Annotated in this window: 18 protein-coding genes, 1 pseudogene and 1 CRISPR repeat array (1 of these 20 only partly in view); of the genes and pseudogenes, 10 read left to right on the forward strand and 9 right to left on the reverse strand. The window is 70.5% G+C overall.

From position 1 onward, the window contains the following. The 5 genes and pseudogenes from ACFY4B_RS17380 to ACFY4B_RS17400 all read left to right on the forward strand — a co-directional run. Positions 1 to 258 (forward strand): annotated as a pseudogene (locus ACFY4B_RS17380) (RNA-directed DNA polymerase); the annotation flags it as partial. A gap of 168 nt (positions 259 to 426) precedes the next feature. Beyond that, positions 427 to 678, forward strand: coding sequence for a hypothetical protein (locus ACFY4B_RS17385; protein WP_387968529.1), 252 nt, complete (start codon positions 427 to 429; stop codon positions 676 to 678). Positions 679 to 680: 2 nt separating this feature from the next. Then, a complete protein-coding gene (locus tag ACFY4B_RS17390; protein WP_387968531.1) occupies positions 681 to 1787 on the forward strand; it encodes a hypothetical protein in 1107 nt (368 codons plus the stop codon). Beyond that, complete coding sequence (locus ACFY4B_RS17395) at positions 1787 to 2242, forward strand: exonuclease domain-containing protein (RefSeq protein ID WP_387968532.1); 456 nt, start codon at positions 1787 to 1789, stop codon at positions 2240 to 2242. Before ACFY4B_RS17390 ends, ACFY4B_RS17395 begins: the two co-directional genes overlap by 1 nt. After that, positions 2145 to 2885, forward strand: a complete 741-nt coding sequence (locus tag ACFY4B_RS17400; RefSeq protein WP_387968784.1) for a transposase — start codon at positions 2145 to 2147, stop codon at positions 2883 to 2885. The genes ACFY4B_RS17395 and ACFY4B_RS17400 overlap by 98 nt, the downstream gene beginning before the upstream one ends. Positions 2886 to 3032: 147 nt before the next feature. Here the strand turns inward: ACFY4B_RS17400 and ACFY4B_RS17405 are convergent, their stop codons facing one another. Beyond that, positions 3033 to 3800, reverse strand: coding sequence for a hypothetical protein (locus ACFY4B_RS17405; RefSeq protein ID WP_387968534.1), 768 nt, complete (start codon positions 3798 to 3800; stop codon positions 3033 to 3035). A 30-nt stretch (positions 3801 to 3830) separates the two neighbouring features. On the opposite strand from ACFY4B_RS17405, the gene ACFY4B_RS17410 reads away from it, so the two are divergent. Continuing rightward, entirely contained in the window at positions 3831 to 4739 is a 909-nt protein-coding gene (locus ACFY4B_RS17410; protein ID WP_387968786.1) for a ricin-type beta-trefoil lectin domain protein, read from the forward strand. A 193-nt stretch (positions 4740 to 4932) separates the two neighbouring features. Here the strand turns inward: ACFY4B_RS17410 and ACFY4B_RS17415 are convergent, their stop codons facing one another. The 5 genes from ACFY4B_RS17415 to ACFY4B_RS17435 form a co-directional block, all read right to left on the reverse strand. After that, on the reverse strand, positions 4933 to 5166 hold the full coding sequence (locus tag ACFY4B_RS17415; protein ID WP_380670520.1) for a hypothetical protein: 234 nt from the start codon (positions 5164 to 5166) through the stop codon (positions 4933 to 4935). 63 nt (positions 5167 to 5229) lie between these two features. After that, positions 5230 to 6150: a hypothetical protein gene (locus ACFY4B_RS17420; protein WP_387968536.1), complete on the reverse strand. Its 921-nt coding sequence runs from the start codon at positions 6148 to 6150 to the stop codon at positions 5230 to 5232. A gap of 74 nt (positions 6151 to 6224) precedes the next feature. Next, a complete protein-coding gene (locus ACFY4B_RS17425; RefSeq protein ID WP_375876891.1) occupies positions 6225 to 6653 on the reverse strand; it encodes a hypothetical protein in 429 nt (142 codons plus the stop codon). 252 nt (positions 6654 to 6905) lie between these two features. Further along, positions 6906 to 7325 carry a DUF2690 domain-containing protein gene (locus ACFY4B_RS17430; RefSeq protein WP_387968538.1) on the reverse strand — a complete coding sequence of 140 codons (420 nt, stop codon included), beginning with the start codon at positions 7323 to 7325 and terminating at the stop codon, positions 6906 to 6908. A gap of 134 nt (positions 7326 to 7459) precedes the next feature. Then, positions 7460 to 8062 (reverse strand): hypothetical protein, encoded by a 603-nt coding sequence (locus ACFY4B_RS17435; protein ID WP_387968540.1) that lies wholly within the window; start codon positions 8060 to 8062, stop codon positions 7460 to 7462. A 334-nt stretch (positions 8063 to 8396) separates the two neighbouring features. Between ACFY4B_RS17435 and ACFY4B_RS17440 the strand changes: the two genes are divergently transcribed. The 3 genes from ACFY4B_RS17440 to ACFY4B_RS17450 all read left to right on the forward strand — a co-directional run bounded on the left by ACFY4B_RS17440 (position 8397) and on the right by ACFY4B_RS17450 (position 14051). Then, complete coding sequence (locus tag ACFY4B_RS17440; RefSeq protein WP_387968542.1) at positions 8397 to 12269, forward strand: helix-turn-helix domain-containing protein; 3873 nt, start codon at positions 8397 to 8399, stop codon at positions 12267 to 12269. A gap of 314 nt (positions 12270 to 12583) precedes the next feature. Further along, positions 12584 to 13216: a S1 RNA-binding domain-containing protein gene (locus ACFY4B_RS17445; RefSeq protein ID WP_387968543.1), complete on the forward strand. Its 633-nt coding sequence runs from the start codon at positions 12584 to 12586 to the stop codon at positions 13214 to 13216. Positions 13217 to 13499: 283 nt separating this feature from the next. Next, positions 13500 to 14051 (forward strand): hypothetical protein, encoded by a 552-nt coding sequence (locus ACFY4B_RS17450; protein ID WP_380663319.1) that lies wholly within the window; start codon positions 13500 to 13502, stop codon positions 14049 to 14051. Between the two features lie 291 nt (positions 14052 to 14342). Here the strand turns inward: ACFY4B_RS17450 and ACFY4B_RS17455 are convergent, their stop codons facing one another. Beyond that, on the reverse strand, positions 14343 to 14642 hold the full coding sequence (locus ACFY4B_RS17455; protein ID WP_387968545.1) for a hypothetical protein: 300 nt from the start codon (positions 14640 to 14642) through the stop codon (positions 14343 to 14345). A 1452-nt stretch (positions 14643 to 16094) separates the two neighbouring features. Here ACFY4B_RS17455 and ACFY4B_RS17460 point away from each other — a divergent pair. After that, the gene (locus tag ACFY4B_RS17460; RefSeq protein ID WP_387968547.1) at positions 16095 to 17420 is read left to right on the forward strand and encodes a hypothetical protein; all 1326 of its coding nucleotides are present in this window, start codon (positions 16095 to 16097) and stop codon (positions 17418 to 17420) included. A 152-nt stretch (positions 17421 to 17572) separates the two neighbouring features. Here the strand turns inward: ACFY4B_RS17460 and ACFY4B_RS17465 are convergent, their stop codons facing one another. Further along, positions 17573 to 18460: a hypothetical protein gene (locus tag ACFY4B_RS17465; protein ID WP_387968549.1), complete on the reverse strand. Its 888-nt coding sequence runs from the start codon at positions 18458 to 18460 to the stop codon at positions 17573 to 17575. Further along, positions 18457 to 22371: a hypothetical protein gene (locus ACFY4B_RS17470; protein ID WP_387968551.1), complete on the reverse strand. Its 3915-nt coding sequence runs from the start codon at positions 22369 to 22371 to the stop codon at positions 18457 to 18459. The genes ACFY4B_RS17465 and ACFY4B_RS17470 overlap by 4 nt, the downstream gene beginning before the upstream one ends. A gap of 654 nt (positions 22372 to 23025) precedes the next feature. Next, positions 23026 to 23223: direct repeats of the CRISPR family, unit length 28 nt; unit sequence GAGCCATCCCCGCGCGTGCGGGGCCGAC (it continues 13 nt past the right edge of the window).

Raw genomic sequence — 23223 nt, forward strand, 5'->3', positions numbered from 1 at the left:
AAGGCTCAAAACGGCCATTGCCCGTACTGCGGAGAGCTGTTGCTACACGCCGACCATGAGCCGCAAAGCCCTGAAGAATGGGAACAGTGGCTCAAAGGCACCCGCAAGGCGATCCGTAAATCCGCGATCATCGCCGACACGGGGCATGGCAGGCCGGACCAACCCGCCGCACCACGTCTGGTCCACACGCACTGCCACCGACGGTTAACAACCGCCAGCCGGCAGGCTCCAGCATTTTCGCGGGCCCGCGAGCCATAGGGCTTGCTTGAGCCGGTTGCCCGGAAACGGGCACGGCCGGTTCTGAGGGGGCGGGGACGCAGCAATGCGTCCCCGCTACCCGACGACGTCTGGGCCCGCGTCGCCGCCCACCGGCCCGCCCCCGACCCCGCGCAGGCCAACCGGCTCACCCCCGCCGTCCAGCGACTGATGTCCGTCGACACCGGCCCCGGCAGCGCACTCGCCACCGGCACCCTCGCCTTCGCCGCCCCCTGGATCGACACCCACACGCTGGCCGGCCAGGAACTGCGCCGCCTCGCCCACGACGGCCACCTGACCCGGGGCCTGCGCGCCGTCTGCGCCCAGCACCTGCTCTTCCACTTCAACCGGCTCGGCCTGCCCCCCACCGCCCAGGGCGCCCTCGCCACCACCGCCGGCCGCGTCGTCTTCGGACAGGAGTGACCATGGCCCAGCTGACCGAGACCACCGGCCGCTTCCCCCTCGCCCCCCGCTTCCGCCCGGCGTGCCGGCCGCTGGAGGACCGGGTGCGCCGCCTGGGCGAGCTCGCCGTGCAGGCCGACGACACGGCCGACACCACGGTCGCATCGTCGGTGCACAACGGTGCCGCACTGCTGGCCTGCGATGTCGGCCTGCACGGCCTGGCCCGCAAGCTGTGCGCCGACCACGCCGAGATCTTCTTCGCCGTCCGGCCGCTGCCGGGAAAGGAGGCGTGCTACTCCCTCGCCCCGCTGGTCAACCTGGCGAGCCTGCGGATCCGCGAGGACGACGCCGACCAGGCGTTCCGCATGCTCCACGAACTCAACCGCGCGGTCGCCGCCCGCGCCGACACCACCGTGGACGGCATCACGGTGCCCGTCGGCACGCTCACCGCCACCGACGCGGACCACACCGAGATGGTGCGGTGGATGCGCGGCACGTTCCTCTTCGACGGCGCCCGCGCGCTGGTACGGGCGGGCCGGTGGGCGCAGGCCCACGATCACCTCGCGCGGCCCGGCACGATCGGACGGCGCATGTTCGAGGGCCGGCAGATCGCCGTGCTCGCCCTCGCCTGCGGCGGCGACACCGAAGGCGCGCTCGACCTGATCGCCGCCACCCTGCCCGGCGACCCCTGGGAAGCCACCGTCACCGCCTGCCTGGCCGCGCTGTGCCGCCGGCACGCCGGGCACCCTGCCGCCGACCCCGCCCCGATGCTCGACGGCTACGAGCAGCACCAGCGCGAACCGCGGTTCGCCGTCTTCGACACCCGCCTCGGACTCTCCCTCATCGAGGCCGCCGGCGGCACCGGCCAGCCGGCCGCCGCCAGTACCGCCCGCTCCCTGATCGCCCGGACGCTGGAGCACGGCGACGGCTACGCCGCCCGGGAAGTCCTCGCCCACCCCGGCTGCTCCGGCCTGCTGACCGGCACCGAGCGCGAGCGGCTGACCGCCACCGTGGCCGCCTGCGAACTCGGCACCGAGCTGATCCCTCAGCAGCTGCGGAACGGCCTCACCGCGGCGCTGGAGCGCAGCCGCTCGGTGCTGGTGCGCAGCCTCGCCGGCAAGGAGCGGTGATGGACTACCAGACCTGGCCCCGGGTCGTGGTCGTGGACGTGGAGGGCAACGGCGCCCAGCCGCCGGACCTGGTCGAGGTCGCGGCCATCCCCGTGGTGGCCGGGCAACCGGTGCCCTCGTCGGCACGCTCCAGCCTGATCCGCCCGCCGCGCCCCATCACGCAGCCCGCGATGCGCGTGCACCGCATCACCAACCGGGACGTCGCCCGCGCGCCGGCCTGGGAGCAGATCGCCGAGCGGGTGCACGCCGACCTGGAGGGCGTCTGGATCGCCGCGCACAACGCCCACACCGACTACGGCGCGCTGCTGCGGCACCTGCCGACGTGGCGTCCGGCCGCCGGCTGCGGCCGCGCCACCGATCCACGCTCCTTTCGGAACATGGCGGTCGCCCGCTGGAGGGGGTGGCCCGCCCGGCTGGGTGGCCGCTACACCAAGGAGAAGGGGAGCGCCGAATGATCCAGCCCGAGCCGCTCGCCGGGAACCAGCACCTTGCCGACAGCGTCGAGTAACGACATGGAGTCGGAAAGTGATGCGCGCCGGACGGTTGCCGTCGACGGCGACGGTGCGCCGCATCGTCCGGCGTCTCGCTCCGTTCCTGGCCCTGGAAGCCGCTCCACGCCCGCGACCGGGCGTGGAGCGGCTGTGGATCGTGGACGGCACCCTGATCCCGGTCCGGGACCGGACGGTGGCCGCGTCCAGCCGCAACTACCGGTTCTCGGCGAACGTGCAGGTCGTCATCGACGCCGACACCCGCCTCGTGGTCGCCACCGCCCGCCCCGTACCGGGCAACAGGGCCGACGCCCACGCCTGGCGAGCCTCCGACCTGCCCGCCACCTGGGCCGGCACCACCGTGCTCGCGGACGGCGCCTACCTCAACACCGGCCTGGTCGTCCCGCACCGCCGACGACCCGGGCGCCCGCTCCTGCGGGCCCAGGAGGAGGACAACGCCGAACACCGCCGCGTACGCGCCCGCGTCGAGCACACCTTCGCCCGCATGAAGAACCACAAGATCCTCCGAGACTGCCGACAGAAAGGCGGCGGCCTGCACCACGCGGTGCAGGCCGCCGCCCACATGCACAACCTCGCCCGAACCCCGTGAACCAGCAGGCCAGACCACACACCGACCTGCCCACACCCGACCTTCTGCAACAAGCTTTAGCCGGGCCAGCGCGGCGACCGTTTGGGCCAAGCGGACGGGCCCGGCCGATGGCTTTGAACGAGGCAAGTCCGCGCTGACGGCCAGAAGTCACGAATGGAATCGGACACGGACGATGATGGCGTCCTCCGGCAGGTTGTGGAGGTACTGGTCCGCGAAGTCGAAGTACGCGTTGGCCGCGACCGGTTGCTGCGGCGTGGGGGTGTACTCGAAGCGGTCGATCCACCGGCCGTCGATGGTGACCAGGATATTCGTGGTCTGGACCCGTATTGCGGCTCGATGCATGTACTGTTCACGGCTCACGTCGAAGTGCCCGATGGGGTCTGAGTGTTTCGTCCAGGTGGGCGCGTACGGGTCGGACTGCTGCCAGGCGGCAAAGGCCTGGATGAGCGGCTGTTTCCTGAACGCCTGGTAGGCCGAGCTGGCAGCGGAGGACCCGGACCGGCTGCGCTCGGTGATTGTCCGGAGGGAGTGGGCCGGTGGGAACCGGGCAGCGAAGGTGAACCAGGCATCCCACTCGGTGGCAGCTGCGACAGCTGCGGCTGTGCGCTCGGTGTCGAGGTCGAGGAGGCCTCGGGGCCCGCCGTCGCAACGGTGTGCGGGCTGTGCCGGGCGTGGGGAGCCGTCCAGCCAGGTGGGATGACGGATCAGTCGCGGGTCGTTCTCATGGCCCAGACGGACGGCAAGGCCATGCTCGCCGTCGCCTCCGTAGACGTGCCACCAGTCCCATTCCCCTTGCCAGCGGTTGTCGACCGGCTGGGCCTCGTGCGCGAAGGGGGCGAGGGAGGCAGTGAGAGCGGCCATGACATTCTCGGCAGGGGTCGCCTCCAGGCAGACCGTGGCGATGTCTCTGGGCATACTTTCTCCTTGTACGGAAGCGGCATTGAGGTGGCCGCTGCCCGCCGTCGACGAGGCGGGCAGCGGCCTGAGCGCGGATCAGGTCATCGGACCTTCAGGCATCGGACACTCCCAGCAAACCTCGACATCACCAATGGATTGACCGACAACGGCGCGCCGGTCAATCTGTACGGCTGCCACAGCGGCGCCGCCCAGAAGTGGGTCCCCGGTCCCTACCCGGGCACCCTGCAGAACCCCAACTCCGGCCGCTGCCTTACCGTCCCTAGTGGGAGCAACGTGCCGGGCACCCATCTGATCATCTCGGACTGCCTCGACAACAGCAGCCAGTACTGGCAGGCGCCCACCGCCACCACGGCCCTCGTCGGAGGCTTCAGCTCGGCCACGTACCCTGTGGTCGACTCTCCCGGTGGCATCAACGGTGACGGGTACCCCGACCTGATCATCACCGACAACAACCACAGCCTCGTCCAGTACCTGGGCACCGCGCCCGAGGCTGGCCTGCCGCGCTTCGGTGACATCCGCGTCCTGGACACGCCGAAGCCCGCCTCGTACAACATCAACTCCGCCGCCAACCCCAATCGTTGCCTTGACAACTCTGGCGCGAGCAACGGCACCAACCTTCGCTTCTACGACTGCTGGGCCGGCGCCAATCAGAAGTTCACCTTCGGCTCCGACGGCACCCTGCGCACCAGCGGACGCTGCGTCGCCACCAAGAACAACGCCACCAGCTCCGGTACCCAGGTCGTGATCACCGACTGCGTCGGGGCCACCGGTCAGGTCTGGACCCTGCGCGCCGACGGCAGCATCTATAATCCGACCGCCGACCGCTGCCTCGACCTCCCCGGCGCAATCGACGCCAACGGAACAGTCCTGGCCATCGGGGAGTGTCTCCCTGATCATGCCAACCAACGTTGGACCATGTACCCGAACAACACCTGACCCCCCACCCTGGGGCCCGCGATGCATCCGGCATTGCGGGCCCCACCCGCGTTTTCTGGGGCCGCCGATCTCCCCGACCGCAGAGCCCTTGCGGTCTGCCCAGCTGGTGGAAGTGCAACAACAGATTCGACCGGGTCAGCCGACCGGTCTCCTACGCCTTGCTCGTGTCCCTCGCGACGCCCGAGAGCGACCTCTACACCGCCGGGTCAGCGGCGGAAGCCGCGCCCCGGGTTGCGGGCTTGGACGTTGTCGAAGGCGTGAACCAGGCAGCGGGGCGCATGTCGCCGATGCCCATGGCCTGGTTGGCCATGTCGTCGGGGTCTTCGATCCCGTCCAGGTGCGCGCTGAAGAGCATCAGGATGTCGGTGCCCTGGAAGAGGAGGTCGACGCAGGCATCCCAGTCGTAGTCATCGCCGTGGTGGGGCACCGACCGGGCGCCGTGCCGCAGGCCCGCAGTGGCCCCTGCCCTGGGGGTTCCCTGGCCCGGTGACTACTCGAAGGCGGCCGAGTGGCTCGGCCCGGACGCCGGACCTTCGGCGAGGAGGGTGTCCGCTTCGCTGAGCATGCGGCGGCGTTCGGCCAGGACGTTGTCGAACGCGGTGGTGTTCTGCTGGATCAGGGTGCGTTGGATGGCGGCCTCGGCTTCGTTCCAGATCCGGACGAGCCGGGTCTGTTGTTTGCAGACGACGTCGGTGATCGCGGTCGTCCGCTCTTCGTCGGTGGGTTGTTCGGAGGGCCAGGTGCCGGTCTGCAGCGGTGTCGCGTAGTCGTGGCCGGCCTGCTTCATGCACCGGGACCACGCGGCGACGGCGGCCACGACCTCCGGGTTCTTCGTCGATTGGTCGAAGGACTCCTGGTTGACCGACCGGACCAGGTAGGCGTCTCCGGGGTAGCTGGTGGTGCCGGTGATCCGGCGCGCGGCGGATTCCTGGCAGCTCTGCGGGCCGGTGAGCGCGTTCAGCTGGTCAGGGGAGAGCCGTACCTGTGCCGGGTCCGGGTGGGCGGGCAGGTGGTAGCCGGTGGTTCGGGCCCCGGAGGCGCTGGTGATTCCGTAGCGCCGTTCGTACCGGCCCAGCACGGGGGTCGGGGCGGTGGCCGGGGCGGGTGGTCGGACTCCGGCGTTACGCAGGCAGTCGGCGACCAGTCGGTCCAGGGCGGTGTGCAGCCGGGCGTTGTCGGCGGGTGGGAGGAAGTACGGGTCCAGGGGCAGGGAGATGACGGTGGGGTCGTCGGCGGGGTCGGGCGCGGTCTTGGTGCTGTCGGCGGAGGTGCCTGCCGGGCCGGGTGGCGTTCCCCTGGTGGAGGTCGGTGCGGTGCCGGTGGTGGTTCCGCTGTTCGTGGAGCAGGAGGCGAGCAGCAGAAGGCAGGTGGCGACGGCCGCGAGCGGGGCGGTGAGCCGTGGTGTGTCCATGGTGTCGAGGGCCTCGTGTCTCCGGTCGGCCGGGCCGTCCGAGGAGTCGGACGGCCCGGCAGGGTCCTGCTGGGTCAGCCGTAGACGTAGAACGAGGCGTTTTCGTTCTTCGTCCGCACCAGGTTGATGTTGCCGCAGGCCGGAACGTCGTCCGAGGGCCCGCTCCAGCCGCTGTTGTAGTACACCCTGACGTAGCCGTAGCAGTTGCCGGGGAACTGGTAGGTGGCGGAGGCCGCGTTGTTCTTCACCGCGACGCCCTGTCCGTTGCCGGGGCCCTGGAACGCGCCGGCGTAGGCGAGGTCTTCGAAGCCCTTGAAGCCGGTGAGCAGGTCCCAGCCGGCCACCGAGCCGGACTGGTTGCTGTTGTACCAGAAGCAGAAGGCCCGGGCGCCGCGGCAGTTCCCGTTGTTCGGGGCGGCCTGCGCGGCGGGCGTCACCGCGAGCGTCGCGGTGGCCACCGTCCCCGCCAACAGCAGGGTGGTGAGGATGCGTCGTGTCTTCATGTTCTTCCTCCTGGTGTCTGCATTCCGGGCCGGGAAGGTCCCGGCCCGGAATGCGTGTCGATGCCATGTCCGTTTCGGTGGTGCTGGGCCTTTGGGTCCTGTCCTGGGGGGTCGCTTTGCAACGGGGGCCCGCAGAACGGCGGTGTCACGGAGTCCTGAGGTTCTCCGATGTCGCATGCCGTGGCCATGGCCCGGGGACGGGGAACCAGCGCGAACCGCGCGGCTTCCCGGCCCCGGCCGGGCAGAGGAGTCTCAGTGCCAGCCGGTGCAGGGACCGTTGCCGGAGATGCAGGCGCGCGCGCTGCCCGATCCGTCGACCATGTCGCCGTAGCCGGTGGAGCCGATCGCGTTCCAGAACTGGATGTCGGAGCTGTTCTCCACCCAGAACAGCTGTCCGTTCGAGGCACCGGAGATCCTCGCCCAGTTCGCCTTGCAGGAGGAGCTGTAGCGGAGTTCGATCGTGCCGTAGGCGGAACTCACCGATTCCACGGTGTAGGCGTCCGCGTTGCAGCCCATCTGGATGGGGTCCCGTCCGTTGCAGGAGGACGCGTAGCAACCGGCGGTGACCTGGGGTGTGGCGGCGGACGCGGCGGGGACGGCGAAGCCGGTCAGCGCCGTGGTGGCCGCGGCGAGGCCGAACAGGATCCCGGTCAACCGGTTCATGCGCTTCATGGGACGTTCCTTCCTGAGGAGAGAAGATCGGCGTTGCCCGGCGGGCAGTACCGTCCGCTGTCGGCGCGACGGTCCTGGAGCCGGTGCGGAACGCGACCTCCTGATGGTGTGGAGCCGGCCTCTTCCTTGGCCGGTCAGTTCCAGGCGGTGCATGCGATGTTGGTGCCCCACCTCGGGTTGCCCCACGGGTCGTTGTCATCCCCCCATGAAGCGCCGCACGCCCGCACCCAGTTGCCCGGCCCGTCATAGACGCTGGCAGTCTCCCGATGTGACTGCCCGCCGACGGTACTCAGGTTCTGGGCCTGCCACGGCCAGTGCCCGTTTCCCGCAGTCTGCGAGACGTCCAGGTACAGCCCGTCCCAGGCATAGTTCAGGTAGGCCTCCGCGTACGCTCGGTCGTGGCCGTCGGAGCCGCTGAACACGTGCATACGCACATCGTTCACCTCGCCGCCCGCGTACGGCGTCCAATGCGCCCACGGCGTTACCCACGACGAGGCCAGGCCCTGCTGCTCAGCGCCGGAGCGCAGCCGCTCGGCAGCCTCAGGGGAGATCTCCTGCACCGCACCGACCACGTGGTAGCGGCCGGAATGCGCGGTCTTCTCGCCTGGCGCCGCATGGGCCGCTCCCGCTGCAGGAAGCACCAGCAGTACCGCTGCCGCCGTGGCCGCGGACAATCGCTTCGCCTTCAGCGTCGGGGTGAGTGCGACCGTTGCGGCACGGATCTTGGCCAATCGCATGGCTGTCTCCTGTCGGTGCGAAACAGAGGGGTGAGGGACGTTGCCCGGCTCGGAATCTCCGCCGCACGTGTACCGCAGCCCACGCGGGCGGCGGTACCGCGGGGCGCGGTCGGGCCGGCGTCAGGGGCGGTGGTGTCGCCTTCCGGCCCTGACACGACCGAGCTTTCACGGCCGACTGGTTGTTGCGCAGCCCTCCTCACCACGTGAAACAAAGTGCCGCTCCGTGGGCCGGAACGACGGATGAAACAGGACAGGCCGTTGGGAAGCCGTTGCCGCGGCTCTCTCCGGTGCGTACGTTGACGGTCCGGGTGCCGCCGAGCGGGGGAGGACACGGATGGGCCGCCAAGAAGGCCCGCTGGATCCGGCCGCCGGGCCGGTCCAGCGCTTCGCGTCCGAGTTGCGCAAGCTGCGCCGGGATGCGGGGGACGTCACCTACCGGGTCATGGCCGGCCGTACCCGGTATTCGGTCGCGACGCTGTCGCGGGCGGCCGGCGGGCAGCAGCTCCCGTCGCTGCCGGTGGCATTGGCCTATGTGGAGGCCTGTGGCGGGGACCTCACGGAGTGGGAGCGGCGTTGGCACGCCGCGGTGCGGGACGTGGCCGCGGAGGACGGTGATGATGCCGATGCGCCGTACCGGGGCCTGGCCCGCTTCGAACCGGGTGACCGGGAGCGTTTCTTCGGCAGGGACAGGCTCGTCGCCGACCTGCTGGGACTGGTGGACTCCCGTCGCCTGGTCGCCGTCGTAGGCGCCTCGGGCAGCGGCAAGTCCTCCTTGCTCCGCGCCGGACTGATCCCGGCGCTCCGGGACCGGGGTGCTACGGGCACGGGTCCGGCTGCCATTCGGATCCTCACTCCGGGCCCGCGGCCCGCCTCCGAGCACGCCGCGCTGGTCGCGCCCGGGAACGGCACGGGCGACACGGTGCTGGTGGTGGACCAGTTCGAGGAGGCGTTCACGCTGTCCACCGAGCCGGCGGAGCGTGCCGCCTTCATCGGTCTGCTGCTGGCGGCGTGTGAGCCGGAGAGCCGATTACGGGTGGTCCTGGCGGTGCGGGCGGACTTCTTCGGACGCTGCGCGGAGCACCACGGGCTCGCCGTGGCCCTGCGGGAGGCCACGCTGCTGGTCGGGCCGATGGGCCCGGCGGAGCTGCGGGAGGCGATCGTCAATCCGGCCGCCGGCGCGGGCCTGATCGTCGAGCGCGCCCTGACCTCGAGGATCATCGAGGAGGTCGACGGCGAGCCGGGCGGTCTCCCGTTGCTGTCGCACGCCCTGCTGGAGACCTGGCGCCGCCGCAAGGGCAGGACACTGACAGAGGCCGCCTACGAAGCCGCCGGAGGTGTGCACGGCGCCATCGCCCGCACCGCGGAACAGACCTACAACCGCCTGACGCCGCAGCAGGCCGCCGTCGCCCGGCGCATCCTGCTGCGACTGGTCACCCCGGGAGAGGGCGCGCAGGACACCAGCCGACCCGCAGACCGCACCGAACTCGAGTCCCTCGGTACCGGTGACGCCGACACCGCAGCGGTGCTGGAAAGCCTGACCCGCGCCAGGCTGATCACCCTGGACGGAGACACCGTCCACCTGGCGCACGAGGCTCTGATCAGCTGCTGGCCGCGCCTGAGCGCGTGGGTCGAAGACGCCCGCGAAAGGCTGCGCCGCCACCGGCACCTCACCGAAGCCGCCAAGGCCTGGGAGGAACTGGGCCATGACCCCGGAGCGCTCTACCGGGGCACCCGCGTGGCAGCGGCCGAAGCCACCTTCGCCGGCGCCGGGCACCGCGACGACCTCACCCCGCTGGAGTCCCGCTTCCTCACCGCCGCCCTCACAGCCCGCGACCAGGAGAACCGGAAGACCGCGCGCTCCGCCCGGCGGCTGCGCACCCTGCTCGCCACGCTGTCCGCCCTGGTCGTGCTCGTCCTGCTGGCCGGGGTGATCGCGTGGCAGCAGAACCTGACCGGCGAACGCCGCCGTACGGAGGCCGCCGCCCGCCGGGCCGCCGCGGTGGCGGACGGCATGCGCTCCTCCGACCCCGTCACGGCGATGCGGCTGAGCGTCGCCGCGTGGAAGACCGCCGATCTACCCGAGTCACGGTCCGCGCTGCTCGGCGCAGCCGTCCAGCCGGACCAGGACGTCTTCACCGACCCCCCGTCGAGCAAAGCCGTCCCGCAGACCCACTTCCTCAGCGGCGACGGCCGCACCCTGGTCGGTGTCGGCCGGGACGAGGTGGTGAAGTGGGACGTCGGCACGCACCGGCGAGTGGCAACACTCCCCGGCCTGGGGGCCGAGGCCGAGGACGTGGAGGACATGAGCGCCGACACCCGAACACTCGCCGTGTTCGGACTCGATCATGTGAACGTGTGGGACCTGCCGGCGGAGAGTACGGGCGGATCCCCGGTGACACGCCACCCGTTCGACCCCGGTCTGACCGGGACCGCGGCCCGGCTCGGTCCGAGCGGGCGGACCCTGGTCCTCTTCGCGACCGAGGGCACGGACGACGTGGTCCAGGTCCGGGACAGCCACAGCGGCCGGCTCCTGCTCGAACGACGCACCGGGGGCGGCGTACACAGAGCGCCCACCCGCGACGAGACGCGCCGGGTACCGGAGGTCAGGCAGCGGCGGATGTGGGGAGAGTGGCCCCGCCTGGAGAACTTCCCGTATCCCGAGGCGTCGGTCAGCCAAGACGACCGCCTGATGGCGCTGTGCGTTCCGGGCGGGCCGGTCCAGGTGTGGAACGTGCCCGAGCAGCGCGAGGTCCCGCTCGCCGGGGCTCCCGACGCCACCGCGCAGCAGTGCCTGGACCAGGCCGTCGGGTTCTCACCGGACAGCCGCCGGTTGGCGGTCGTCGACAGCGGCGGCGTCCGGATCTGGGACATCGCCTCGGGAACGGAACTCCCGCGGGTCGAACACGCCGACCTCAGGGAGGCGTCGTTCAGCGCGGACGGAACGCTCATGGTGGCGTCGGACGGCAAGGAGGTGCTGCTGTGGCGCCTCGACATCCCGTCGGTCCCGCTCCTGCGGCATCCACTCGCCAACACCGACGCCAGCCAGTTCAGGCTGGATCCGGACGAACACCGGATCCGCTACCAGGAGGGCTCGACCGGAGCCGCGGTGCGCACCATCGACCTCACGAACGTCCTCGCCCCGGCCTGGACGAGCCAGCCGATCTCAGCCGCCGTGTTCAGCCCGGACGGCAGCACGCTCGCCACCCTGCTGTCGTCCGCGGGCGACCACACGCACCACATCCGACTGCGGGACCTCCGCGGCGGAGGACACGTCGTCGACCTGCCCGTCCTGTCCTGCCTGCCGCCTCCCGAGGGCAGACGGCTCTCCTTCTCCTGCACCGTCCTCATGGCGTTCCGTCCCGACGGGCGAGCCTTCGCCTACGGCATCGTCGACCACAGGCAGCCGACTTCACCACCCAGAGTGTCCGTCTGGGACGTCTCCGCCGGCCGCACGACCGCGGCCCTGGATCTCGCGGCTCCCGAACGGCGTGCGGTGGACGACGTCAATGCGATCGCCTTCACACCGGACGGAAGGTCGCTCCTGGTGTCACGGATTCCGCAGCAGGAGGCCCTGGAAGTCTGGGACCTGCCCCAACGGGCCAGGACCCGGGTGCTCTCCGGCCTTGGCGGGGAGCAACTCGCCGTCCGGCCGGACGGACGGCTCCTCGTCACCTCCCACAACCAACTCGCCGACCTGCCGTCAGGTCGAGTGGTCCCTCGTACGCTCACCCAGAACACGACGCACACCGTGGCGTTCAGCCCGGACGGCACGTACCTGGCCACCGGCGACGAAGCCGGCCGCGTCACGCTCTGGGACGACAACGCCGAGCGGAACCTGGGCGTACTGCCCGGCAGCTTCAGACCCAACGCCACGGGGGCGTTCGACCCCATCTCCGCATTGGCCTTCTCCCACGACGGCCGCATCCTGGCCGCCGCGGGCACCGACGGCACACTGCGGATGTGGGACCTCGCATCCCACCAGCCACTCGGCCCCGCTGTCCCCACGACAGGAGGCGCCACCCTCTCCCTGGCCTTCGGCCCCGACGACCGCACCCTGCGCATAGCGACCGAGCACGTACCGGCGCACGAGATCCCGGTCGCCCCGGACCAGGAAGCCGCCGACATGTGCGAACGAGCCGGAGGCGGACTGCCGCAATCCGACTGGGACACGTACCTCCCCGAGGTGCCCTACCGGAAGGTCTGCTGACCCCGACGGCTTCACCGTCGACGAGCGATGGACGGTCACCGCACGACCAGGCCGGGAGGCGTCGCGTCGGCCTGTGTCAACGGTCACTGAGATGCCCAGGTGGGATGCCGTGGCTTGCCGACATGCGCGAAGTACCGGAGGACCGCGCCGTACGGAGCTTTCTGTCAGCGATCCGCGTCGGCGACCTGTGTGGTGGGGTCGCGTCAGAGGTCACCCGCTCCGGGGTGGCGGTGACGTTGGACGGGTTCCCGGCGAGACCGTTGGGGTTCGTCGGCTCGTTGGACCTGCCCTGGGGGCGGCCTCGGAGCGAGGGTGTGGAGGTCGGTCGGCGGATCACCGCTGAGGTCATCGCCGTCGACCTGCCTGCGGGCCGCGTACGGCTGTCCATGGCAGCCACCGGGAACCCGGAGCTGTGGGCCTTTCTGAAGCGGCTCGCCCCAGGCCAGATCCTCGCCGGCACGGTCGCGTCGATCGAGTCGTTCGGCGTGTTCGTGGCGCTGGACGACGGGCCCGGCCATCCGGTCTTCCCGGGGGTCGGGTTCGTCACGATCCCCGAACTGTCCTGGTGTCACTTCGAAACGGCCACGGACATCGTCCGGGTCGGTGAGCGCGTCTCGTGCGGATTCCTCCACTTCGACACCACGAACGGGGAGGCCAGGCTGTCCTTGCGCGCTACGCGGCCGGACCCCTTCCAGGACTTCGCCGACGGAGTCGCCGCGGGCCGGACACTGCGCGGAAGGGTCACCCGGCTGGTCCCGTTCGGCGCCTTCGTCCAGGTCGCCGACGGGGTCGAGGGGCTGATCCACCTCAAGGACCTCGCACGGACACCCGTACGGACGCCGCAGGAGGTCGTAGGAGTCGGCGACGAAGTCCTGGTCGTCGTCACCGACATCGACCGAGGACGCCGAAAGCTGGCGCTGTCGCGGCAGGAGCCCCCCTCCCGCTGATCGTGATCGTCCCGCGTGCGGCGCACTCGACGCATATCCGGTTGGCGCGCCGCCAGCCGCGTGCCCCTCGGTCTCCCACAGGTGCCGGGCTCAGGAGAGCACGTCCTCGCCGCCGGGCTCGGGTATCCCGATCACACAGGTGGGACCGGGGTCGTCGGGCACGGAGCGAGGGTGCGTCGGGGGTGGACAGGAAAATCGGGCGCTCGTTCGTACCGCCTCGGGTACCGTGGCGCACTGCCCTGTCGGGAAGGGCCGCAGCGAGGCGGGGGAGGAACCGGTGGAGATGGACGAGGCGGCGCGGGCCGCGTGGTGGGAGAGCCTGCCTGCGGGAATCCGCGACGAGATCGACGGGTACGTCCTCCAGGACTCCCTCTTCCACGCGCTGCGCACCGTCGTCGATGTCGGCCGCGTCCCCTCCGGCATCGGCATCCGCATCGCGCAGGACATCGTCAACGACCGCTACACCCACCACGGCGACCGGATCGCCCGGAGCCCCGACAGCCCCCTCGACCTGGAGTCCCTGGCGTTTCGTGCCGCCGGCTGCCCCGGCCGCGTCGTGGCGATCGAGGCGGTCTGGGACGGCGACACCGTCCACGACTGGTTCACGGTCCTGCTGGCGATCACCGAGGACCCGGCGCAGGAGCACCCGTTGGCCACCGTCCACTCCACCACGGCCAGGCGCTACCTGGACGGGGAAGGGGTCGGCAGCGGACAGCTCGTGTGCGCCGCGGCCGCCGAACACGCGGGCCGGACCCTGGCCGAGCACCTGTCGGTCCCCTTCCACTTCGCCAGCCCTGACACCCCGGACGACGAGGCTCCCCGCTGGCGGGAGTGAGAGGTACGGCGCTGTCGGCCGGAGCTCGGCCGAACCCGCCGCTCAGCCTCGCCGCCTGCCGGGGCATAAACTCAGCGGCCGCCAGATCGCTGGTGCGGAGTTCGTCTTCGACCGCGACCCACACGGCGCCGAGTACGGCGAGTTCGGCCGCTGCCAGGTCCGGTTCGGCAAAGGCCCAGGTCCCAGGCGCCCATGCTGATCTCCTCGTGCCGCAGTCCATGGAGCCTCGTACAGGCGACCGACAGCGAGGTCATGACGCAGGAGGACCCGTTTCCGCAGGAGAAGTGATCTTCAGTTGCCTCTGAAGACGAGGTAGCGGTGCGGCTTGTGTTCTAGCTGCTCGGCCAACGCGAGCACTTCTGCTGCGGCCTCGGCCTCGGGTGCTGAGGCGCTGTCGACCAGCGCCTTCAGCTCCGGTACCAGGAGCCGCATCTGCGACCTGTTGAACCAGGTGTCGTCATAGGGATCGACGTAGCCGAGCAGCGGCAAGGCCAAGGTTTCGGCTCGTCGGCACAGGTCACCGATCGCCGGGTGGGTGCAGACTGCCAGGGTCTCTCCGGTGTAGGTCCGCACGGTCACGCTGATGGGCATGCCGCCACCGTAGCGCCGACTACGTCGGACAGCGACATCGTTTCCCGAGTGCGGCGGCGGGGTCATGGCCACTCGTTTCCGAAGCCGTGCACGCACTGACCGACACCGGCCGCTCGCACAGCTCCGGCGACCGCACGTTCTGAGCGGGTGTGGCCGGCGGGGCGGACTACTACTACCGGCCGGTAATTTACTTTCGCATGCCAAAAGGGGCAGATCACCCACAGCCATATCGTGGCGATATGTTTTCTTCCGGCCCCGACTGCGAGTTTGTAAATGTGGCTGAGCGGCCGTTATTATCGCTTCGCAGCGCTTACCAGGAAGTTCCCTGGACTCCACCCCCCGCGTACGTCCCGAAACCCTTCGGGCGATCCAACAGGGAGGAGTGCGTGTTCCATGTTCATGCGGAGGAAGAGGCCTGGTGAGGACGACGAGTCGCCCACGCGCCGCGAGGCGCACGGCGATGAGTCCGACCAGGGTTCCGAGCCGGAGGACACGGGACGTCGCAACGAGAACCGCAGGCTGATCATCGAGTGCCTGAGGCTACTGACGGCCCTGACCAGGGCTTTTAGCGGCGATTAGGCGCGGCGCAGCAGGGGTGCCACCCTGCTGCGCCGACACCAGCGGTGGATCGGCCGCGTTCGTGCGGCCTGCCTGAGCCCGTTCGGTCCTTCATGCAAGGGGGCCCGAACGGGCTTGCACCGCTTTCCGGCACCTGGGCACCGGAGTCTCACATGGGACCACTTCTTCACATTTTCGATCAAAAGTGATCCCAAGCTATCAATATCGTCAGTCTCGCAACCAATGAACCTTAGCAATAGATCCGAGATGCTTCCAAAGTCTTTAATGGTGGCGACATAAAGACTTCGAACTTCGCGATGGCTATTGGATTCTACCTGTCACTAACCCTCGCCGCAAACATCGACTTTGCCGCATCGCATAGATAATGGCGATAATGCACGATAGCCGGCGTACCACGGCACACCGGAACACGGGAGAAGCGTCCCGCGCGGGACGGTTCCGGCTCGCCCCGCGGGGGCGACACCTCCCGGAGCACCCCAGACCGCCCGGCGCTGGTCGCCTCCGTGGGACCAATTGGTCCCACGGAGGCGACCAGTGCCGGATAGGGACCACCTACTCACGTGAGGAGGTGCCTCCTGACCTGCACGGTCTCCGTTAGAATCCTAACGACCTGACTCACCATCAGACACCTGACGGACGACCCGTCCGACCCCGCATCCCTCACCCCCTCCCACCACATGTGAACGGTCGTTAGCCTCGTATATCTGGCAATATACGAGGCAACTGCTGTGAGAGGCTTTCTCCGTCAGCAGCCCGTGCGCGCAGGAGAGCCGAGTTGAGTACCGAACCCACACCCGGCGCGCCCGCCGGGCCCGCCACCCACGGATCCGCACAGCTCGGACGGCAGTGGCACCACCTCCACGGCGGGCAGGCATGAGCGACGAACTCGACGTCGTGGAAGCCGAGTTCGTCGACAGCGACGACCAGCGACTGCCCGCCGCCCGCTCCGGCGGGCACGGGATCGACATCGGCGGCTTCGACCGTGACACCGTGCTGGTCGCAGGCCGGCCGCTGCCGGCCGAGTTCACCGCGCCCGAGTACGCGGCCGGGGACTTCGTCATCAGCGAGGAGATCGCGCAGCTCCTCGGCGACTCGACGGTGCCCAACACCGAGCGCAACCACCGGGCCCGGATCCGGGTGTTCCAACGCTGGTGCGCCGAGCGCGGACGGGTCGCACTGCCGTGCACCACGGCGACGCTGATCGAGTACGTCGGGTGGATGATCCTCAGCGACGTCTACGACCCCAACACGGTCTCCGACTACCACAGCACCGTGGTCACCTGGCAGGAGCGGGAGACCCCCGGGAACACCCGGCCCGGGACCATCCAGACCAGCAGGATGATCGCCGCCTTCCGCAGGAAGTGGTCCGCGACCAAGACCGAGAGGCAGTCGCCCGCGATCCTGGAGGCCGACCTGGAGGAGATGGTCGCCGACTGCGACCGGGACCACCGCCAGGGCATCGGCCGACGCGACGCCGCCATGCTCACGATGGGCTGGCACCTGCTCAGCCGCCGCATCGAGCTCGCCCACCTGGTACCCGTGCACGCCGAACTTCACCCCGACGGCATCGCCGTCCGCCTCGTCGCCCGCAAGACCCGCAAGGACGGCTCGGTCTTCGAAGCCTGGATCCCGGCCCGCGACGACGCCCCGCACCTGTGCCCGGTACGCCGCCTGCGCGCCTGGCTGGAGTACGCCCGCACCGTCCGCATGCCGCTCGACCAGGCCCTCTTCCGCGCGCTGAACAAGGCCGGCCGGCTCCAGGTCCGGCTCACTCCGCAGACCCGGCCGAAGCACCGGGACGGGCAGCCGAAGGCGGACCACGAGATCGCCGTCGAGGAGTGGGTGGAGCTCTCCTACCTGTCCGGCGACGCCGTCAACACCATCGTCAAGTCCCGTGCCCGGAACGCGTACCGGCACGTGGCCGACCTCTCGGAACAGCACCGCGTCGAGTCCGGCTACAACGCGCTCCTGCACGAGGCCACCGCCAAGGCCGTCACCGCACACGGCCTCCGGGCCGGCGGGGCCTCCGCGCTGCGCGAGGCCGATGTTCCCGAGGACCAGATCGCCGAAATGGGTGACTGGCGCAAGGACTCAGCCGCGATGCGCCGCTACTTCCGCCGGATCCGGGTCCGGAAGCAGAACCCCTGGGCGGCCGCCCGCACCGGCCGACTGGAGGGGCGGAACGCACCACCTCTGTAGCCCGGCTGACCGCCCCCGGTGGGAAGGCGACAGGGGAGGGACAGGCGAGCGGAGGGGCAGGGGACTGGCTCCCGCCCCAGGCGACGTCGGCGGGGAGGAGACCGAATCCGTAGGCGGCGGCCGCTCCTTCCCTCAGCGTGCGACGGCGCTCGTCAGCGCGACGAGCCGTCACCGCCCAGGAACGGGGCGATGGTCGCAGCCACCGCGGCCGACCGGAGGTACGGCGCCACCTTGTGGAAGTCGAACGGGGCGATGCTGTCGACCAGGTCGAGGTCCACGGTGGGGAAGCGTCGTTTCAGCGGTCGGGGGATCGCGACGATGTCGCCGTGGTCGCAGAGGTTGACCCAACGGCGGACCCCTCCCGGTCGCTGCCCGGTGCCGTCGACAGGCGTCGGTGACAGCCGGTCGAAGACCCCGTGGGGAAGCCCCAGCGGCGAGCCGAGGGTCAGGAGGAGGTCGACCTCGAGTTCGGGGTGCGCGTGCAGGGCCTCGTAGGCGACCACGCTGCCGAGCGAGTGGGCGATCACGACCCGTGCCCCTGCCGACGCGATGACGGCGGCCACCTCGTCGCGGGCGGCGATACGGGTGGCATCGTCCCGTTGCCCGAGGTAGAGGGCGACGTCCCGGAAGAACAGGCCGATGAAGGCCCGGGTCAGCCGGCCGTCGAGGCTGAGGCGCTCGGCGATGACCGACACGAGCTGCCGCAGAGGCACGGCCAGACGTCCCTGCGCCGTGACCGCCGGCAGCCCCAGGCCCAGGGACTCGTCCAACGATTCCGCCCAGTCCGTGACCCCGGCGACCGCCTCCGGATGCTCGCGCACAAGCTGTTCGAGAGCGTCCGCCGCCCCTTGCGCGACCGGCCGGTCGCGGTGCAGGTGGTGGGCGTAGTAGGCGTAGGTCAGTGATATCCGGTCGGGGGCGACGCCGAGTCCGGCGGCGAGGTCCCCGGTCCAGAGCGTCGAGCGGGCGGCGACGACATCCACGGGGGAGTGGCCGGCCGCGTAGTGCCCGACGCCGTGCACTCCGACGATGGCGGTCATGCGGTCCTCGTTTCTCGTGCCGGGGCCGTCCAGGGCCGCAGCGGGGACAGGTGGTCGGTCGTCTCCAGGCGGACGATGTCCGGGCCCACGCCTGCGAAGACGGTGCCGTCCTCGGCCACGGCGATGGCGAACACGGTGTCGGGGAACCAGAAGACGTCGCGTTGCCGACCGGTCGTCAGGTCCCACAGTCGCATCGAACGGTCCATGCCGCCGGTGAGGACGTGTGCTCGGCCCTGGAACGTGACCGGTACGACGGTGAAGACCGCGCGGGTGTGTCCGACGAGGTCGACCTGCGAGGTGCCGTCGAACGCCGTCAGGCGGAGCCCTCCCGCGTGGTCCCCGCTGATGGCGTGGAGCTGCCCGTCGAGTTCGACCGTGGCCACCGCCCAGACGGCAGTGGGGTGCCGGGTGAGCTCGCGTCCTCCGGACGAACCTCGCAGCGGTGCCGATCGGACGACACCCGAGCGGTACCCGGCGACGATGTGGCCGGCCGAGGCGGCCATGCAGGCCACGTCTCCGGGCAGGTCCAGCTCGCGTTCGCCGGTGGGTGCGCTCGGCCAGTCTCCGTGGCCATGGGGCCAGGCCGCCAGGTAGTCCACACGATCGAGGCTGTAGAGCTTGACGGTCGGGCCCGCGCACGCGATGTGGGGCACGCCGTCGATCACAACCGAGACGATGGCGTCGGTACCGGGCAGGGAACCGTCGACCCGTCCCTCGAGCGTCTCCTCCGCGACGCTCGTGTCCCACAGCGCGAAGTCCTCCCTGGCGCAGGAGGCGACGATCCGCGGGTGCTCTCCGTCCTCCAGCAGCGCGATGCCGGTCGCCTCATCCGATATCAGGTGGCCGTCGTGATCAACGTGGAGGGAGACCTGCCGCCTCTCCCCGGTCTCGGTGTCCCACAACGCCAAGGTCCCGTCGGCGCCGCACGAGACCAGCCGGCCTCCCGACAGAGCCAGCAGCGCGGTGACGGTGTGGACGTGCCCGGAGTACCGCTGCTGGGTCGTCTCGGCCGTCAAGTCCCAGATCCGGACGGTACCGCCCTCGCTCGCGGTGAGGAGTCGCATGCCGTCGGGGTCGGGAGCCACCGCTACACGAGTGATCTTCGTGGTGTGACTGGCGACCTGACGCGCGCGCCACGGCTCACGCGTCTCGATCAGTCGGGCGGTTCCGTCCGCGCTCGCGCTGACGACGAAGGCGGAGCCCTCCAAGGGGACACGGGCGAGGTCCGTGATGGCATCGGCGTGCGCTTCGTCCAGGAGCTCGTACCCGATCAGGACCATGCCGTCACTGTCACCCGAAACCGGTTCGAGATCGGATCCGCGCTCGATGTACCGCACTCGCGTCGGCCGTTCCGGCCCTGTGATCAACAGGTCCTCGTCTCCCAGTTCCTCACCGTGCACCGTGAGCACCGAGAGCCAATCGTTGTAGCAGGCGACGACGCAGTCACCCCGGCCGGGGACCACGACGTGGGAAAGCTGCCACACGTCACCACTGATGGGGGATGCTCGGAGCGATTGCAGCCGAATGTCGGACAGCGGGTCCCCCGAGGCCGGATGCCAGAAGCGGATGACCTTGTCCCTCCCGGCGGTGGCGAACGCCGGCACCCCGCCGTAGGGCATGGCCACCATCGACCGGATCGGACCCGTGTGGGCCTGCCGCATCCAGAGGCGACGCCCCGTCGTCAGGTCCCATCCCCTCAGGACTCCGTCCTCACATCCCGTCACCGCGATGTGCGCACCGTCCGCCTCCACAACCGCGACGCAGTTCACCGGCGAGCCGTGACCGGCCAGTTCGTGTGTCGTCTCGGCCGAATCCAGGTCCCACAGGCGCGCCGTACCGTCCCGTCCGGCCGTCAGGGCATGGGGCCGCTCCTGGATCACGAGCGTCGTCATGTCCGAGATCTCGCCGCGATGCCCGGTGAGCGTCCTCAGCAGGCCGGGGTGCAGATCGCGTCCGGCCGTCCAACGGATCCTCCACGCCGTGTCCCGTGACAGCTCGGAACTCAGCTGCCACTGCTGGTGCCGGGCCGCGTCGATGGCGAGAACTGTCCGCCGCTGGTCGGGCGGCCCGTCGTAGTGGGCTCCGTAGGACGTCAGATAGACGGCAGCGCGCGGGCTCCGTCCACCGTGGTACAGCTCGTTCACCAGCGGGGCCGGATCCGCGTGGACGAGGAATTCGGCGTCTTCGAGCAGCTCGTCGAGCCTGCCGGCGGAGGCGCTGTGACGGGCGGCATGGCTCAGCAGGTACGGCACGGCGGTCGACCAGCGGCCCTGCCGGGCACCGGCCGGCCGTACCGTGGCCACGAGCCGCTCCCAGACCGTCGCCGCGTCGAGACCGGGCCGACCGCGCAGTTCGTCGGCGAGCCCCTGGTGGAAGAGGCGGTACACCGGCGTTCCTTCACGGTCGACGTTCCGGCGCACGTAGAAGCGCGCGATCTGAAGGAGTTCCGCCGCGTCCGCCCACTCGTCGCTCCCTCCAGCCGACGCGATGTCCGCGACACGGACCAGCAGTTCCTCAGGCATCCCGTCGCCTTCGGCCCACGCCAACGCGGCCAGGAGTTCGCGAAGTCCGGGCCGGGCGAGGACCTCCAGGTCGAGGTCGAGGACCGCACCGAGGGTACGGGGGACGTCCCGGCCCAAGGCCTCGGCTTCGGCCACGTCGACCGGGGGCGCGGCCTGGTCCCGCAGCAGGCGGAGGTAGAGGCCGGCGACGAGGAACTCACCGTACTCCCGTGTGCCGGTGAGCAGCGTGTCCGCCATCGCCCTGCCGAGGCTCTCGGCCGCGGACAGGGAACACCACGCGGGCTCGTCCGCCATGGGGCGCAGCACGCGGCTGACGAAGTTCACGAGGTCCTTGCGCAGCCGGGCCGGGGGGACATGGTCCAGGTCGATCGGATCGCAGTACCGGGCGGTGACCTCGAAGAGGTGCCGAAGGCTCTCCTCTCGACGGGTGGCGATCAGCACCCGGCACAGCGGCTTCATGTCCGCGCGTTCGATCGACAGCAGGGGCAGCAGCAGGGCGGTGACGAGGTCAGCGGGATTCTCGGCCTCGTCCACGGCGTCCACGATCAGGTGGGGCGGTTCGGCTCTGGTGCGCAACGCGGCCACCAGCCGGTCCGTGGTCCACGTGGTCGTGGGGCCTGCTGGTTCCAGGTTCCACTGGGCTGCGAGGGAGGAAAGGATCCTGGCGACGGTCCGCCGTCGCGCGTGGACGACGGCAAGCCCTTCGACGGCGTCGGGAAGGTCGCCGGCCGACGGTCTCCACAACCACTCCGTGGCCTCGCGCAGCAGGGGATGCGCGGTGCAGGCGAGGATGCCGACCAGCGTGGACTTGCCCGCCCCGGGCGCCCCTGTGACGATCCGCACCGGGGCGCCCTCACCCTCCGCCCATGCCGTGAGTTCGCGCAGCTCGGCACTTCGGCCGGTGAAGGTCGACAGACCGCTCTCGGCGGCGGCGCCGTTGCCTCCATGCGCCCGCCCCACGAAATGGCGAGCGTCGGCCACCTCGTCGAGGAAGGCGAAAACCGCCGGGTCGACGCCGGCGCGGCCGCGCGGACCGCCAGGCTCGTAGCGCGGGTTGGGGAAGAACCGAAGGTGGGACAGGTCGGTACCGAGCGCGACGAGCGGGCGCTCCACGGCTTGGGAGTAGGAACCCGCACCCTGGTCCTCGACGTGGAGGGCCACTTCGCGGCAGAGGCGGTCGATCGGTATGTGCTCGTGCGACTCGTCGAGTTTCAGGGCGCCTGATGCGAAGCCCCGGAGGACTTCGTCGAACGCCAGGCTCAAGCGGCCGTCGTAGGCCGACTGGTCGGACTGACAGGCCGCCAGCACCCATACCCGCCGATGTTCCGGCCGGACCAGCGACCGCAGGTGCTCGGTCACCACCGTGCCGGAGTGGCAGAGGTCGAGCACGAGCAGGACGGCGGGCTCGCTGTCCCCTCCCGTCGTCAGGTTCTCGGCCAGGTCGACCCAGCGGGAGAGTGCCTCGGTGAGCTCACCGTCACCTCCGACGACCTGGAGCCCGTGACTGTTGCGGGTGGGCGCCCCGTGCCCGAGCAGGTGGATGACGATGAAGTCGGCCCCGCTCTTGACCGCTGCCGTCAGCGCGTCACTGAGCGCGGCCGCGGTGGACGCGGGATCCGGGTCGGGCTCCAGGAGGACGTAGGAGTACTGCTTGCCCAGGACCTCGCGCAACCGTTGCGCGTAGGGGGCCGCGTAGGCGAGCGGCGGCCAGTTCGGAGGCGACTCGTCAGTGAGGCTCGCGGCCGCGCCTCCCACGCCGACCACCAGCGCATGACGGCGCACTTCCGATCCCCGTTCTCGGCTGTTCTGGTGTGATGTTCGGATCCGACCTGACCCGATCCGGAGAGACTACGCCGTTCGGGCCGATCTCGTGACAGGCTGCTGGCACCGGTTCGCCTTCGGCTACACGCCGTGTCCTGCGGCGGAGGCCTTCAGGGGGCGGGCTCGGAACCATGCCCAGTCGTAGGTTGTGGAGCCGGTGGGCGCTGGTCTCGGCCGGGCCGTTCAGCCTGCCGCCGCCAGGACCACGCCGGCTCGTCATGAAAGCCGCCCCCGCGCGTGCGGGGCCGACGCGATCCGCTTCGAGCGCTCCGACGACTACGCGGAGCCATCCCCGCGCGTGCGGGGCCGACGAGTTCGTGTTGGGCGCGGCGAAGCCGTGGATCGAGCCATCCCCGCGCGTGCGGGGCCGACCCGCCGTTCACGGTGCCGAGGTTGATGTTCGAGGAGCCATCCCCGCGC

It is taken from the genome of Kitasatospora sp. NPDC001261 (assembly GCF_042896795.1).
Lineage (GTDB): Bacteria > Actinomycetota > Actinomycetes > Streptomycetales > Streptomycetaceae > Kitasatospora.

Excerpts from the sequence above, each read along its gene's own strand:
- ACFY4B_RS17385 (WP_387968529.1), top strand. The coding sequence starts at position 427 with ATGTCCGTCGACACCGGCCCCGGCAGCGCACTCGCCACCGGCACCCTC.
- ACFY4B_RS17390 (WP_387968531.1), top strand. The coding sequence starts at position 681 with ATGGCCCAGCTGACCGAGACCACCGGCCGCTTCCCCCTCGCCCCCCGC.
- ACFY4B_RS17395 (WP_387968532.1), top strand. The coding sequence starts at position 1,787 with ATGGACTACCAGACCTGGCCCCGGGTCGTGGTCGTGGACGTGGAGGGC.
- ACFY4B_RS17405 (WP_387968534.1), bottom strand. The coding sequence starts at position 3,800 with ATGCCCAGAGACATCGCCACGGTCTGCCTGGAGGCGACCCCTGCCGAG.
- ACFY4B_RS17420 (WP_387968536.1), bottom strand. The coding sequence starts at position 6,150 with ATGGACACACCACGGCTCACCGCCCCGCTCGCGGCCGTCGCCACCTGC.
- ACFY4B_RS17425 (WP_375876891.1), bottom strand. The coding sequence starts at position 6,653 with ATGAAGACACGACGCATCCTCACCACCCTGCTGTTGGCGGGGACGGTG.
- ACFY4B_RS17430 (WP_387968538.1), bottom strand. The coding sequence starts at position 7,325 with ATGAAGCGCATGAACCGGTTGACCGGGATCCTGTTCGGCCTCGCCGCG.
- ACFY4B_RS17435 (WP_387968540.1), bottom strand. The coding sequence starts at position 8,062 with ATGCGATTGGCCAAGATCCGTGCCGCAACGGTCGCACTCACCCCGACG.
- ACFY4B_RS17440 (WP_387968542.1), top strand. The coding sequence starts at position 8,397 with ATGGGCCGCCAAGAAGGCCCGCTGGATCCGGCCGCCGGGCCGGTCCAG.
- ACFY4B_RS17450 (WP_380663319.1), top strand. The coding sequence starts at position 13,500 with ATGGACGAGGCGGCGCGGGCCGCGTGGTGGGAGAGCCTGCCTGCGGGA.
- ACFY4B_RS17455 (WP_387968545.1), bottom strand. The coding sequence starts at position 14,642 with ATGCCCATCAGCGTGACCGTGCGGACCTACACCGGAGAGACCCTGGCA.
- ACFY4B_RS17460 (WP_387968547.1), top strand. The coding sequence starts at position 16,095 with ATGAGCGACGAACTCGACGTCGTGGAAGCCGAGTTCGTCGACAGCGAC.
- ACFY4B_RS17465 (WP_387968549.1), bottom strand. The coding sequence starts at position 18,460 with ATGACCGCCATCGTCGGAGTGCACGGCGTCGGGCACTACGCGGCCGGC.